This window comes from Helicobacter canadensis MIT 98-5491 (assembly GCF_000162575.1).
Lineage (GTDB): Bacteria > Campylobacterota > Campylobacteria > Campylobacterales > Helicobacteraceae > Helicobacter_D > Helicobacter_D canadensis.
Genome location: NZ_CM000776.2, coordinates 695,733 through 710,637 on the forward strand (window position 1 = coordinate 695,733; position 14,905 = coordinate 710,637).

The window sequence follows — 14,905 nt, forward strand, 5'->3', positions numbered from 1 at the left end:
TGAGAAATGAAAAAAATTGTCGAACAAGTATGGGATTATACTAAACATGCAAAATTTTATGAATATAGACCAAACTATGCTCCTGCAACAATTGATATGCTTGTAGCACTAATGCAAAAAAATCAAAAAAAAGAAATTATAAAGGTAGCAGATATTGGGGCTGGAACTGGAAATCTAAGTATAATGCTTTTGGAGAGAGGTTGTGAGGTTGTTTCAGTAGAGCCTAATGATGCAATGCGCGAGATTGGAGTTCAAAGAACAAAAGATCAAAAGATTGAATGGGTTAGAGCAACTGGGATTGATTCTACTTTGCAAAGCGGTGTATTTGATTGGGTAGCTTTTGGGAGTAGTTTTAATGTGATGGATAGGGTTGAAGCATTAAAAGAATCTTATCGCCTATTGAAGCCTAAAAGTTATTTTTCTTGTATGTGGAATCATAGAGACTTAAATGATCCTATTCAGAAAATAGCAGAAGAGAGTATTATAGAATTTGTGCCAAATTACACACGCGGAGTAAGGAGAGAGGATCAAAGACCGATTATTGAATCTCATAAGGAGCTTTTTGATAATATTATTTATATTGAAGAGGATTTCTATTTTCATCAAAGCTTGGAGAATTATATCAATGCATGGAGAAGTGTGAAAAATCCATATTGGGATTTAGAAACAAAGGAGGGTGAAGAGTTGTTTGGCAGGATTGCTCAAGTTTTAGAACAGAGATTGCCAAAGGAATTTGATATAAAATATACAACAAGGTGCTGGAGTGCAAAGAAAGTTTAAAAATATCTACTTTTACCCAAATGGAGAGGATACGCAAGCGGCATTGGTGATTTTGAAAAATCTCCAAAAAAAATTGGGCTTAGAGCAGAATTTTTTAATTCTTGATGATGCCAAGGTAGAATCTTCTCTTGTTAAAAATAAAGAGAAGATTCTACAAAATGGAGTATTGTGGATTATTCATCAGGATAAAAATATTTATGAGATTTTAGAAAAAAAAGCAAAGATTCTTCCTAGAGAATTTGTTTTTAATGGGATTGAAGAAATTGACAGAATTTTGTTTGAATGTTTTAAAAAAGTTGAATTTTCTGAAATTAAGAAAAATACAACCAATGAAACTTTTCTCTTTTTGAGTTTAACTAGTTACTTTGTATTGCAGTTTTATCTGACTTTAAAAGAAAAGAGTTTTTTATTGCAAGAATTAGAAGTTTTAAGTAAGAAAATAAGCGCTTATTTTAGAGATTTATTTAAGATTCCTTCAAAGTGCATTGGGGTTGCCGTTACGACTTTTGCTAACAATAAACATTTGGGTGATATTGCTAAAAAGCTGGAAGAAAAAGGTGCAAAAGTTATTTATGTCTATTATGATCAAGAAAGCTATGGGAAAATACCGCAATCGCAGAAACACAAGTGCATTTTACTACCTTTGCAAATGAGTTATATGGGGAATTTTTTCACTATTTTTGAAGTTTTTATTACTTGCCTTATGCCTTTAACTTCACCTAGTTGGGGGAATAAGATAATTTATGTTCCACACGCTTTTATTGATCCTATTGCAGCTTTAATTCAGAGAAAAAGACCTCTTGATGATTTTTGGTTTCAAAAGAAAATGGGTATTAATGGATATCGAATTGTCCCTAGTCTTTCTAATTATAGAATTTATCAAAATAAATTTAAAGAATATGGTTTTGAAGAAGAACTTGTTTGTGGAGGTTATCCAAGTTTAGATGCAAATATTTTTGAATATGACAAGTTAAAAGAACAATCAGGAATGAGTATTTTGATTGCCATTAATCATTATGCAAGTCTTAAAATGATTAAAGATTTTTTATTAGAATATCAAAGTTTCCATAATCAACAAAAGGTATATTTTCGTCCTTATCCTGGTAATATTTTGCGAAAAGAAAGCGATGAGATTGCTAAGGAGTATGCGAAATTTCCTTGGTTTATTTATGATACGACTAGCAAATTAGAAGCACAGATTATGCGAGAATGTTGTTGTATGATTGGAGATTATTCAAGCTTGGTTTATACCTTTCCTTTGACAACTTTGAAGCCTGCTATTTTATTGTGTCAAGACAAAAGCATTTTAGAAAATAATTATTTGGGGATTAAGTTTTATAATTCTATTTTGCATAAAAGTGCTTTTAGCGGAAAAGAGTGTTTGAAAAAGGTGCAAGAAATTTTAACAGAGGATAAAGAAGTGAGAGCAAATCAAATTAGAGAATATCGCGAAAAAGAAGTATTTAATTTGGGAAATTCTAGCGAATTTATTGCCAATTTTGTTTTAGAGAAAACTTTAAAAGGGTGAGATATGTTGCAATTTGTATCTAAAGCTCAAAATTTAAAACTTTTGCAAGGGAAGTTGAAAACCGCTAAAATCCTCCCTATGGTAATTTTAACTTTAGAAGATTTTCAAAGGAATAAGAAAGAGATTTTAGGACAAATATTAAGGCTAGATTCTCCAAAAATTATTGTGAGAAGCTCTTCTAAAAAAGAAGATAGTAAAGAAAATTCCAATGCAGGAGCTTTTTTAAGTCTAGCTAATGTTTCTAAAGATGAAAAAGAAATTATAGAAGCAATTTATAAAGTTGCAGATTCTATGCCAGATATTAATGATGAGATTTTGATTCAACCAATGTTGGAGAATGTGCGTTTATGTGGTGTGGCAACAAGTGCAGACAAAGATACATTGGCTCCGTATTATTGTATTGAATATGATGAGAGTGGAGCGACTGATACAATTACTGATGGAAGTGCAAAGGAAAAGGTGAGTTTTTTTAGCCATAGGGATGCGCCTTTGTTGCAAGATACAACCTTGCAATCAATTATTAACTTATTAAAAGAACTAGAACTTTTATTTGGTTATGATTTTTTGGATGTGGAGTTTGCAGTGGATAAGCAGGGAGAACTCTATTGTTTGCAAGTGCGCCCTTTAGTCATACAAAATAAGATTAATTTTAGTCATTCTTTGCCCATAGAAGCTCTTAAAAGATTACAGAAGCGATTTTTATCCCTGCAAAGAACAATTGCTAATGTATATGGGAAAAAGGCTATTTTTGGAGTGATGCCAGATTGGAATCCAGCTGAAATGATAGGTTTAAAACCTAAGCGTTTAGCTCTAAGTCTTTATAAAGAAATTATCACAGATGGTATTTGGGCATACCAAAGGGATAATTATGGTTATCTTAATTTGCGTTCTCACCCCCTTATGCATTCTTTTTTAGGAATCCCATATATTGATGTGCGTCTTTCTTTTAATTCTTTTATTCCTAAAACTTTAGATTCTGCCATTGCTTCAAAATTGGTTGATTTTTATTTAGATACACTTAAAAATAAGCCTTATTTGCATGATAAAATTGAATTTGATATTGTGTATTCTTGCTATGATTTAAATACGCCAAAAAAATTAAAAAAATTGCTTAACAATGGATTTAATGATAATGAAACAAAGCGTATTGAATTCTCATTGCTTGAATTGACAAATAAAATTATCAATCCAAAAAAAGGTTTATATCTTAAAGATTTAAAGAAAATTAAAAAGCTAAAGAAAATCTATCAAAATTTAGAAAAAGCGGATTTGTCTATAATTGATAAGATTTATTGGTTAATTGAATCGTGCAAGCGATATGGAACACTTCCATTTGCTGGGATTGCTAGGGCTGGATTTGTGGCAATGCAAATGCTAAATTCTTTGGTGGAAATTGGTTTTTTTACTCAAGAAGAAAGAGAAGCTTTTTTGAATTCATTAAAAACAATTAGCAAACAATTAAGCCATAAAGTTACTAATTTAACCTTGGCAAATAAAGAAGAATTTTTAAAAGATTTTGGGCATTTGAGAGCAGGGACTTATAGTATTTTATCGCCGCGTTATGATGAAGCATTTGAAATGTATTTTGAAATACAAAATACAAATTCCTTATCCAAGAGCTACGATTCTACTTTTGAGTTGTCTGAAGTTAGAATGCAAGAGTTAAATAAACTTTTGTGCGAACACGGGTTAAAGATCAACGCCAAAGATTTTTTAAGTTTTTTAAAATGCGCAATTGAGGGTAGAGAGTATGCAAAATTTGAATTTACACGATTGCTTTCACAGGCTTTAGTTTTAATCGGACAGCTTGGCGATTATTATGAAATTACAAGGGAAGATATGGCTTATTTAGATATTAAGAGCATTTTAAACTTATATGCTTCCTTGTATTCCAAAAAACCTAGAGATCGCTTTTTAGATGAGATTAGGTATCATAAAGAAGAGTATGAATTGACTTTGGCATTGAAGCTACCGCCTTTAATTTCAGAATCTACAGAAATTTCTAGCTTTTTTGGGGCTAGAGTAATGCCAAACTTTATTACTCAAAAGGAAGTGAATGCGCAAATAGCAACACAAGAAGATGCTGAAGTTGAGGGTAAAATTATTTTGATTAAATCCGCAGATCCCGGTTATGATTATTTATTTGCAAAAAAGATTGCAGGATTGATTACTTGTTATGGTGGGGCAAACTCACATATGGCTATTCGTGCTTCAGAGCTTGGGCTGCCTGCGGCTATTGGAGTTGGAGAGGACGCGTTTAATCAATATTTGAGAGCTAAGAGAATTAAGCTTGATTGTCAAAGTGAGCAGATTATATGTCTTTAGGGTTTATTGGAATCTCCCAAAGAATAGTAGAAAATACAGATTATTTTGAGATAAGAGAAGCATTGAGTTTGGAATGGGGGGAATTTTTTAAACAAAAATTGCAAAATTATATACCTTTGCCTTTGAGTTATGCTATTTCTTTCCAAGAATATGCACAAAAACTAGGTGGTCATTTAAAAGGGGTGATTTTGAGTGGAGGAAATGATTTGTCTTGTTTTAATAATGATAAAATCTCCCAAATACGCGATGACTATGAGGGCAAGATTATTGATTATTGCTTAAGAGAATCGTTACCCTTGCTTGGAATCTGTCGAGGTGCTCAAAGAATTGCAAGTTATTTTGGTGCGACACTCAAATTATGCAATGGGCATATTGGAGTGCATTTAGTGGAGAGTGGTGATAAAAGTTATAAAGTCAATTCTTTTCATAATTATTGCATAGAATCTTTGGGGGATTATTTGATTAAATTGGCTATTTCAAAGGATTTTAGCATTGAAGCTTTTAAGCATATAGAACAAAATATTTTTGGTATAATGTGGCATATTGAAAGAAAAGAAGGAATGATTGATTCTTCTATTTTTAAAGAATGGAAAAAAAGTCTAAAGGAGTGATGGTGAAGGTTTTATATGCACCAAGCAAAAGGGAATTTAGTGATGATTTGCACAATAATGTAGCCTGTAGTTTTGATGTGATGGTGTTAGAGACTTTGCTTGAGAACAATGATTTAGAAGTGTTTTATTTACCGCATGCTCAAAGTTCCAAGAAAGTTTTAGAAGCGATTAAAAGTATTTTTGGGGATTCGATACGATGGGTAAAAAAGTTACCAAAAAATATTGATGTGTTGGTGAGTGATACCTCAAATAGAGTCTTTGAGCATGCATTATCAACGCATAATCCAAGTATTTTATGTTTATTTGGATTTAATGGAATACAATATCCACCAAATGACAAATATTATTCTATGGTGGAGAATTTTTCATATGGAGTGAGTTCTGTGCGTGAGCTTAGAGAAGTATTCTTAAAGTATGATGCAATAAAACAGGCAAAGAAAGAAAAAATTCAAGAATTTTTTAATGGAGTGCTTTTATGATTGAAGAAACTATTAAGCAATTTATTCAAACAACAAAACGCACTATAGAATCATATTTAAGTAAAGATCGTAAAAATATTTGTGTGGTATCTTATTACCCTACTTATCGTAAGCAGTATGGAGATTTAATCGCTTGTTTAAAGGAAAAATATAATGTTATTACGATTGTAGAGAGAATTTTGAATGATGAATTTGAGAGTAGTGGGCATCACAATGTTTTATTTCCATGGCGTATTATTGAAAATGGACAAACTTATTATTTAAATGTTGATATTGAAGGGATTGATTTGGTTTTGACTGCCGATCAGGTAGGATATGAGAATGGTAAAATTGATAGGACTTTCCTTAGCACATCAGCAAAGCGAATCTACTTTCCTCATAGTTTAGTTGAGGCAACAGGGGTGAGCGAAGTGGTTGATTATATTTTGGTGCCCTCTAAAATTGCTATGGAATCTTTTAGAAAATCTTTTAAAAAAACCAAAGTAAAATTATTGGAGAGCGGTTATCCAAAGCTAGATAAGGCAATACAAACTTATACTTATCAAGACACCAATACTATAACTTATGCTCCAAGTTTGCGCTATGTTGGGGGTGATTATGCGAGTTTAAATCTTTTTGCGGGAGTTGAAAATAATCTTATTGAAACTCTTTTAGATTCTAGTGATTATAATATTTCTTACCGCGCACATCCTATGAATTTTCAAAACAATCATTCTTTTTATAATTTGATTAAATCAAAATGGAATAGTGAGCCACGCGTGAGCTTTGATGAAAAATTGGGCAATGATTTTGGTAATATTAGCGACTTTTTAGTGACAGATTTTTCTACAACGGCTTTTACATTCTCTTTGAGCACTTTGCGTTCAAGTTTATTTTTTGCTCCCTTACAATTAACAACACATTTAGCAGATTTTATCCCAGCTATTAGTGTGGAGGGACAAATTCGTAGCTTAAAAGAGTTAAGAGAAAAAATTGCCAATAAAAAAGGTACCGAAGATTCTCAAAGAATTAAAGAGTTTAGAGATGAAAATGTTTATAATATTGGTAGCAGCGTGGATGCAATTTTAGAACAGATTGATGAAATTTTGCAGGGAAAATTGTGAAAGCAATTATTTTGGCAGCAGGGTTTGGCTCAAGATTGATGCCTTTAACGGCACATAATCCAAAATGTATGGTGGAATATCAAGGTAAGAAAATTATTGATTATGAAATTCAAGCTTTAAGACAGGCAGGAATTATTGAAATTGCAGTTGTTGGTGGGTATTTACAAGAAGTTTTGAGAGATTATTTGTCTAAAACATATGCCCTAAAAGAATTTTTTAAAAATCCTAATTTTGATTCTACTAATATGGTTGCAACATTGTTTTGTGCAAGACAATGGATAGAATCTTGCATTCAACACAAGGAAGATTTGTTGATTTCTTATGCAGATATTATTTATTCTAAAGAAATCGTAGAAAAGCTAAAAAATACTGATGTGCCTTTTGGAATTATTGTGGATAAAAATTGGAGAGAGCTTTGGGAGAAGCGATTTGATAATCCACTAGAAGATGTAGAAACTCTAAAAATAAAAGAAAATAGAGTTGTTGAGCTTGGCAAAAAACCAAAAGATTATAGTGAAATTGAGGGTCAATATATTGGGCTTTTTAAGTTTTCTTATGATTTTTTACCTAAAGTGTTGGAATTTTATGATGAACTTGATAGAAATTTGTTGTATGATGGTAAAGATTTTGCAAATATGTATATGACAAGTTTTTTACAAGGCTTGATTGATAAATATCAAAATGCAGTAACCATAGAGATTTTTGGAGGATGGTGTGAAATTGACTTTAAAAGAGATTTGGAGATAAAAATCTAAATGAAAAATTTATTGTTTCAAGTTGCTTTAATTGCCATAGAAGCTGGTAAAATAGCCTTAAGATATTATGGCAAAGAAGAGTTTTTTTTAAAAGAGGATTCATCCCCCATCACTCAAGCAGATTTAGAATCAAATGCTTATATTACACAGGCTTTGCAGAAGATTTCTCCCTATGCAGTTTGTTCTGAAGAAGCGGTTTTAGAATATGCAAAACGCAAAGATTTGGAGTATTATTGGCTTATTGATCCACTTGATGGAACAAAAGATTTTTTGGCAAAAAATGGAGGTTGGACTATCAATATTGCTTTAATTCATAAAAATCATCCGATTCTAGGTGTGGTGTATGCACCTTGTTTTGATGGGTTGTATATGGGGTTAGAGGGTTTTGGAAGCTATACAATAGAATCCCAAAAGCTAAAAAATGCGATAGAATCACATTGCGTGGATGAGGTGTTTTTAGATTTAAATAAAATTCGCTTAAATGGAGAGAGAAATATAGCAGATAAGGAGTTAGTGGCGTGTGATTCAAATTTTCATAGCACAGAATCTACGCAAGAATTTCTCAAAAAATATCATTTAAAAGTCCAAAAATATGGATCTTCTTTAAAAGTTTGTGCATTGGCTAAAGGTGAGGCGGATTTATACCCTAGATTTAATGGCACGAGTGAATGGGATATGGCAGCTTGTGATATTGTGTTAAGAGAAGCAGGGGGTGTGATTTTAGATTGCATAACCAAAAAGCCTTTGCTTTATAATAAAGAAAGTTTTAGAAATAATCATTTTATTGCGTTTTCAAAGAGTCAAATAGGGGGTCAAATTTATCGCGATCTTTTGGAGCAAGAGTAGGGTGCTTGATATTTTTTGTAAAATTTTTGTATGATTAGAAAAAAATTCTTTGAATAGGGAATGAGTTTGAAAGATTTGATTATTGTGGAATCCCCAACTAAAGCCAAGACAATTAAAAATTTTGTGGGAAGCAATTATGAAGTGATTGCTTCAAAAGGGCATATTAGGGATTTACCTAAGCATAGTTTTGGCATTAAGATTGATAACCAAGAATTTATACCAGAATACAAGATTGATGAATCGCATAAAAATATTGTGAGTGAGTTAAAAAAGCTTGCTAAAGATTCTAAGACAATTTATATCGCAACCGATGAGGATCGAGAGGGTGAGGCAATAGGATTTCATATTGCAACGGCTATTGGCAAGGATCCGCAGAAATTACCTCGAATCGTATTTCACGAAATTACCAAAAAGGCGATTTTAGATTCGCTGAAAAATCCGCGTCATATTGATATGGATAAAGTCAATGCACAACAAGCAAGAAGATTGCTTGATCGAATCGTGGGTTATCGTTTAAGCCCTTTGATTGCTTCTAAGATTCAAAGGGGTTTGAGTGCAGGTAGAGTGCAAAGTAGCGCTTTGAAAATTATTGTGGATAGGGAAAAAGAAATTTTAAATTTCAAACCCATTACTTATTATAGTATTGATATTGCTTTTAAAGAGCAATTAGAATCGGAGCTTTTGGAGTTTAAAGGGAAGAAGATTCAAAAGCTTAGTTTGCAAGATAAAGCAGAAGCATTAGAAATGATTCAACAGCTCAAACAAGAGAGTTTTAAGGTTAAAGAAATTGAAAATAAAAAACGAAAAACAGCCACTCCACCGCCTTTTATGACTTCTACACTGCAGCAAAGTGCTAGTTCAATTCTTGGCTTTTCCCCTTCACGCACAATGCAAACAGCTCAAAAGCTTTATGAGGGAGTGATGACACATAAAGGTTCTATGGGTGTGATTACTTATATGAGGACTGATAGCTTAAATATTGCAAAAATTGCACAGGATGAGGCAAGAGAGTTTATTACTAAAACTTATGGTAAGGAGTATGCACCAAGTAAGCCTAAAAACTACGCAACTAAAGCTAAGGGCGCACAAGAAGCACACGAAGCTATTCGCCCTACCTTGGTTGATTTTACACCCCAGATTGCCGCACAATACCTTAAAGGCGATGAGCTAAAGTTATATACTTTAATTTATAATCGTTTTTTAGCTTCACAAATGAGTGATGCAGAATTTGAATTGCAAAATATTTTTATTGATTCGAATTCTTCTCTTTTGAAAATTAGCGGTAGAAAATTGATTTTTGATGGATTTTATCGGATTTTAGGTAATGAGGATAAGGATAAATTATTACCTCATTTAAAAGTTGGTGAAGTTTTGAAACTAGAAAAATGCGACTTGAGTGAGCATCAAACTGAACCTCCAGCAAGGTTTTCTGAAGCAAGTCTTATTAAAACTTTAGAATCACTTGGCATAGGGCGTCCAAGCACTTATGCACCGACGATTTCCTTGCTTAATTCTCGTGAATATATCAGCATAGAAAAAAAGCAGATTAAGCCTCAAGAAATCGCCTTTAAGGTGGTTGAGCTTTTAGAAAAGCACTTTTTGGAGATTGTGGATTCTAAATTTACAGCAAATTTAGAGGAAAAATTAGATGAGATTGCAGAAAATAAACAAGATTGGCAAAAGCTTCTGTGGGAGTTTTATGAGCCATTTATTCAAAAAGTGAATGAGGGAAAAACTTCTATACAAAGCCAAAAAATAGCGTTGCCAACAGGTGAAAATTGCCCTCTTTGTGGAAAGGAATTGATTAAGCGAAGTGGGAGATTTGGAGAGTTTGTGGGTTGTAGTGGGTATCCTAAATGCAAATATATCAAAAAAGAAGTAGAGGAAAATGCCCAAGAAGAAAGCTATGGCGTGTGTGAGAAATGTGGCAAACCAATGGTTAAAAAACGCAGCAGAAGCGGTGAATTCTTAGCTTGTAGTGGTTATCCAGAATGCAAAAATACTAAATCGCTTAATAATTCTGCTCCAAGTGCTAAAAAGGCTGTAGAGGGCGTGAAATGTCCAAAGTGCAGTGGAGAGATTTTGGAGAGAATGAGTAGAAGAGGGAAGTTTTATGGTTGTGCTAATTATCCTAAATGTGATTTTATCTCCACTTATGAGCCAACTAATGTGCATTGCCCTAAATGCAATTCTTTAATGGCAAAGAGAACTTATCGCAAAAAAGCTGTTTTAGAATGTATTGCTTGTAAAGAGCGAATCGAAGAAATTCAAACCACAATAAAGGAATAAAATGACACAAGAAATTTTAGATTTTTTAGATAAGAATGTTACTTTTTTGGCAACTAAAGGAACTTGCGGGAATCCTAGGGTGAGACCTATAAAATCTGCATTGTATAAAGATGAAAAATTGTATTTTTGCACTTCTAATAAAAAAGGAATGTATAAGCATATGCAAAATTTTTCAGGAGTGGAGTTGAGTGCATTTGATGGGGAGAATATGTGGATTAGAATCCGTGGAGAAGTAAAGTTTGATTCAAATCTTGCCATTAAAGAAGCAATGTTTGAAAAATATCCAAGTCTTGAAAGGATTTATCAAACTCCGCAGAATCCTGATTTTGTTGTGTTTTATTTAGAAAAAGTTAGCATTAAGATTCAAGATTTTAAAGGCAGAGATGAAGTTTTAACATTAGCTTAAGTTAAAAGGTTAAAAATGAAGGAAATTTTTTTATGCACAATTTCTAATGTTTCTAGTGGGAGTTGTGCGGAAGATTGTGCTTATTGCACACAAAGTGCAAAATATAATGCGGATATTGATCGTTATAAATTTAAATCCATAGAGCAGATTGTTTTTGAAGCAAAAGAAGCAGCAAAAAATGGTGCTTTGGGGTTTTGCTTGGTAACAAGTGGAAGAAACCTTGATGATAAAAGAGTGGAATACATTTCAAGGGCTGCTAGAGCTATTGTTAATGAGGGTTTGCATTTGCATTTGATTGGTTGTAGCGGGATTGCGGATAAGGATTCTTTGAAAGAGTTAAAAGAAGCAGGGATTGCTAGTTATAATCATAATTTAGAAACTTCTAAAAATTTCTTTCCTCAAATTTGCACAACTCATAGCTTTCAAGAGCGTTATGAGACTTGCGAAAATGCTTTGGAAGTTGGACTTGGATTGTGTAGTGGTGGAATCTTTGGAATGGGAGAATCTTGGCAAGATAGATTAGATTTGCTTCACGCACTTCAAACGCTGAAGCCTCATAGCACTCCTATTAATTTTTTCATTCCAAACAAAGCTTTACCTTTAAAACAAGAAGTTTTAAGTCAAGAAGAGGCATTAGAGTGCGTGAGATTGGCAAGGGAGTATTTGCCCGATGTTCGATTGATGATTGCTGGAGGAAGAGAGCGAGTTTTTGGAGAGAATCAAAAAGAGTTGTTTGAATGTGGCATTAATGCCGTGGTTTTGGGAGATTATTTAACCACAAAAGGCAATACACCCAAAGAAGAAGTCTTAAGAATTAAATCATATGGATATGGAATTGCCACAAGTTGTGAGTAATTAAAATGTATTTGAAACTTCTATCAAGAATTAAGGTTGAATCTATTCCATCGCTAAAGATCTTATATGGGTTTTTAAAGGGGGATTTGCTTTATTTTGCGGCAAGTCTTAGCTTTTATACCATTTTTGCTCTCTTGCCGATGCTTTTGATTGTTTTTTCTCTAGTGGCAGCCTTGCCGGATTTTAAGGATTATTTGGAGAGTTTTAAGAATCTAGTTATTACAAATTTTTTACCGACTTATTCTGATGTGTTTTTGGATTATATGGATAGCTTTTTAGCAAACTCTGCAAAGCTTGGTGGAATGGGTTTATTGTATGCTTTTGTTACTTCCATTTTATTTTTCAAAAATTATCAATTCATTGCGGGTAAAATTTTTCATACAAAACCACGAGGATTTTGGGATTCTCTAGCGGTTTATTGGACTTGTATGACACTTTTTCCGGTGGGAATTTTGTTTTCTATTTATTTGAGTGCCAAGGCTTATGCTTATTTAGATGTTTTGGGATATAAGGATTTTATGCTTTGGCTCTTTAGGCTTAGCCCTTATTTGATTACTTGGGCGATTTTTTTTATTTTTTTTAAGATTTCTGCGAATACGCAAATTGATTTTAAAAATACTTTGATAAGCTCACTTATTACGGCTTTGCTTTGGTCTTTTTGTAAATGGGGATTTGTGTATTATGTTTTTTATAATAAGGCTTATTTGACGCTTTATGGGTCTTTAAGTATTTTATTGTTTTTGTTTATTTGGGTGTATCTTTCGTGGGCAATTTTACTTTTTGGAATGAAGCTTAGTTATGTGATTGGCGAAGTCTTTTGTGGGGAGAGGCAAAAAGAAGTTAAATGAAAGTTAGTTATGCTATAATAATTGGGTAATTTTTAAAATTTTAAAGGAGAGTTTTTGGAAGTGGATTCGATTTTGCTGTCTATTCTTGCTTTGTTTCTTGTTTTATTGAATGGTTTTTTTGTTCTCTCTGAATTTGCTATTGTTAAAATCCGCCGCTCCCGTTTAGAAGAGTTAGTTAAACGCGAAGTTTCTGGAGCAAAACTTGCACTCAAAATTACAGGGAAACTTGATTCTTATCTTTCTGCGACACAACTTGGAATCACTCTTTCATCTTTAGGGCTTGGTTGGATAGGAGAACCAGCAGTTGCACGACTTTTAGAAGTCCCCTTTAAATATTTTATTGGAGATAACCCTGTTTTATTGCATTCTGTAAGCTTTGTGATTGCTTTTAGTTTTATTACGCTTTTGCATGTGGTTGTAGGAGAAATTGTTCCAAAATCTATTGCAATTGCTAAAGCAGAAAAATCTGTGCTATTAGTTGCAAGACCTTTGCATATTTTTTGGGTAGTGTTTTATCCCGTGATTAAAATTTTTGATTTTATTGCTGCTGTCATTTTGCATGCAATAAAAATTAAACCTGCTAGTGAGGGTGAAGAAAGTGCGCATTCTGAAGAAGAACTCAAAATTATTGTGGGAGAAAGCTTAAAAGGTGGATATTTAGATACGATTGAGAATGAAATTATTCAAAATGCTGTGAGCTTCTCTGATACGATGGCAAAGGAGATTATGACTCCTAGAAAAGATATGATTTGTTTGTATGATGATAATAGCTATGAAGAAAATATGCAAATTGTTACAACCACTAAACATACACGCTACCCTTATTGCAAGGAAGGTAAAGATAATATTATTGGAATGGTGCATTTAAGGGATTTATTAGAGACAATGTTATCTGATAATCCCTCTAAGGAATTAGAAAAACTTGTAAGAGAAATGATTATTGTGCCAGAGAGTGCTTCAATTTCTAATATTCTCATTCAAATGAATCGTAGGCAGATTCACACGGCTTTAGTGGTTGATGAATACGGAGGAACTGCCGGATTACTTACAATGGAAGATATTTTAGAGGAAGTTATTGGGGATATTTCTGATGAACACGACAAAAAAAGCGAGGATTATCATAAAATTGATGAAGACACCTATTCTTTTGATGGAATGTTAGACTTAGAGCGTGTAGCGGATGTGCTTGGAATCACTTTTGAAGAAGACACAGAACAAGTTACTATTGGCGGATATGTCTTTAATTTGTTGGAGCGTATGCCAGTAGTGGGTGATGTTATTAGTGATGAATTTTGCGAATATGAAGTTTTAGCGACACAAGGAGCTAGAATCGTCCGTTTAAAAGCTAAAAAGAAACCTTTTGAAATGCAAGAAGAATAAATGATAGATTTCTTTTTTGTTGGACTACAACTTTTGTTTATTGGATTGAAATTAGCAGGGAAGATTGAATGGTCTTGGTGGCTAGTGCTTTTACCTGCAATTTTATATTTATTTTTTTATCTTTTTTTAATGGTGCTAATTGGCGGATTTTTAATAGGGCTTGGTGCTGCACTTTCAACAATATAAAGGAGAAATAGATGGAATTTATAGCAATTTTAATGGGAAGTAAAAGCGATTATGAAGTGATGAATGAATGTATTTTAGTGTTAAAGAAATTTGATGTGCCTTATGAAGTGATTATTAGTTCAGCTCACAGAAGTCCTAATCGAACTAAGGATTATGTGAAACAAGCAGAACAAAAGGGTGCAAAAGTTTTTATTGCAGCAGCGGGAATGGCAGCGCATTTGGCAGGAGCAGTTGCATCAATGACAACAAAACCTGTTATCGGAGTGCCTCTTAAAGGGGGAGCTTTAGATGGTTTAGATTCTTTACTTTCCACGGTGCAAATGCCCTCTGGAATGCCTGTAGCAACTGTGGCTTTAGGGAAAACTGGAGCAGTCAATAGTGCTTATTTGGCAATGCAGATTTTGGCATTAAATAATGCAGAATTAGAAGGAAAATTACGAGAAGATCGTGTGATGAAAGCCAAAAATGTTGAATTGGATTCCCAAGATATTGAAGTGATTTTATAGGGGCTATG

General features: G+C 33.1%; 15 protein-coding genes. All 15 read left to right on the plus strand.

Annotation, left to right across the window (positions count from 1 at the left end):
- The first annotated feature begins 6 nt into the window (after positions 1–6).
- The 15 genes from HCAN_RS03535 to purE all read left to right on the plus strand — a co-directional run bounded on the left by HCAN_RS03535 (position 7) and on the right by purE (position 14,897).
- Positions 7–780, plus strand: a complete 774-nt coding sequence (locus HCAN_RS03535) for a class I SAM-dependent methyltransferase (RefSeq protein WP_006655369.1) — start codon at positions 7–9, stop codon at positions 778–780.
- Complete coding sequence (locus tag HCAN_RS03540) at positions 764–2,308, plus strand: hypothetical protein (RefSeq protein WP_006656803.1); 1,545 nt, start codon at positions 764–766, stop codon at positions 2,306–2,308. The genes HCAN_RS03535 and HCAN_RS03540 overlap by 17 nt, the downstream gene beginning before the upstream one ends.
- 3 nt (positions 2,309–2,311) lie before the next feature.
- Complete coding sequence (locus HCAN_RS03545; protein ID WP_006655371.1) at positions 2,312–4,633, plus strand: PEP-utilizing enzyme; 2,322 nt, start codon at positions 2,312–2,314, stop codon at positions 4,631–4,633.
- The gene (locus HCAN_RS03550; protein ID WP_006655372.1) at positions 4,624–5,244 is read left to right on the plus strand and encodes a gamma-glutamyl-CDP-amidate hydrolase; all 621 of its coding nucleotides are present in this window, start codon (positions 4,624–4,626) and stop codon (positions 5,242–5,244) included. The genes HCAN_RS03545 and HCAN_RS03550 overlap by 10 nt, the downstream gene beginning before the upstream one ends.
- Positions 5,244–5,723 (plus strand): hypothetical protein, encoded by a 480-nt coding sequence (locus HCAN_RS03555; protein WP_231232540.1) that lies wholly within the window; start codon positions 5,244–5,246, stop codon positions 5,721–5,723. Before HCAN_RS03550 ends, HCAN_RS03555 begins: the two co-directional genes overlap by 1 nt.
- Positions 5,720–6,826 carry a CDP-glycerol glycerophosphotransferase family protein gene (locus HCAN_RS03560; protein ID WP_006655374.1) on the plus strand — a complete coding sequence of 369 codons (1,107 nt, stop codon included), beginning with the start codon at positions 5,720–5,722 and terminating at the stop codon, positions 6,824–6,826. Before HCAN_RS03555 ends, HCAN_RS03560 begins: the two co-directional genes overlap by 4 nt.
- Complete coding sequence (locus tag HCAN_RS03565) at positions 6,823–7,581, plus strand: phosphocholine cytidylyltransferase family protein (protein WP_006655375.1); 759 nt, start codon at positions 6,823–6,825, stop codon at positions 7,579–7,581. The genes HCAN_RS03560 and HCAN_RS03565 overlap by 4 nt, the downstream gene beginning before the upstream one ends.
- Positions 7,582–8,427, plus strand: a complete 846-nt coding sequence (locus tag HCAN_RS03570; RefSeq protein ID WP_006656805.1) for a 3'(2'),5'-bisphosphate nucleotidase CysQ family protein — start codon at positions 7,582–7,584, stop codon at positions 8,425–8,427. It abuts the gene before it with no gap.
- Between the two features lie 66 nt (positions 8,428–8,493).
- Entirely contained in the window at positions 8,494–10,716 is a 2,223-nt protein-coding gene (gene topA / locus HCAN_RS03575; RefSeq protein WP_006655377.1) for a type I DNA topoisomerase, read from the plus strand.
- A 1-nt stretch (position 10,717) separates the two neighbouring features.
- Positions 10,718–11,122 (plus strand): pyridoxamine 5'-phosphate oxidase family protein, encoded by a 405-nt coding sequence (locus tag HCAN_RS03580; RefSeq protein WP_006655378.1) that lies wholly within the window; start codon positions 10,718–10,720, stop codon positions 11,120–11,122.
- A 15-nt stretch (positions 11,123–11,137) separates the two neighbouring features.
- Complete coding sequence (locus tag HCAN_RS03585) at positions 11,138–11,977, plus strand: biotin synthase (RefSeq protein WP_006655379.1); 840 nt, start codon at positions 11,138–11,140, stop codon at positions 11,975–11,977.
- 5 nt (positions 11,978–11,982) lie between these two features.
- Positions 11,983–12,825, plus strand: coding sequence for a YihY family inner membrane protein (locus tag HCAN_RS03590; RefSeq protein WP_006656807.1), 843 nt, complete (start codon positions 11,983–11,985; stop codon positions 12,823–12,825).
- Positions 12,826–12,879: 54 nt separating this feature from the next.
- Positions 12,880–14,205, plus strand: coding sequence for a hemolysin family protein (locus tag HCAN_RS03595; protein ID WP_172617262.1), 1,326 nt, complete (start codon positions 12,880–12,882; stop codon positions 14,203–14,205).
- Complete coding sequence (locus HCAN_RS03600; protein ID WP_006655382.1) at positions 14,206–14,391, plus strand: hypothetical protein; 186 nt, start codon at positions 14,206–14,208, stop codon at positions 14,389–14,391.
- An 11-nt stretch (positions 14,392–14,402) separates the two neighbouring features.
- Positions 14,403–14,897, plus strand: coding sequence for a 5-(carboxyamino)imidazole ribonucleotide mutase (gene purE, locus HCAN_RS03605; RefSeq protein ID WP_006655383.1), 495 nt, complete (start codon positions 14,403–14,405; stop codon positions 14,895–14,897).
- Positions 14,898–14,905: the final 8 nt, after the last annotated feature.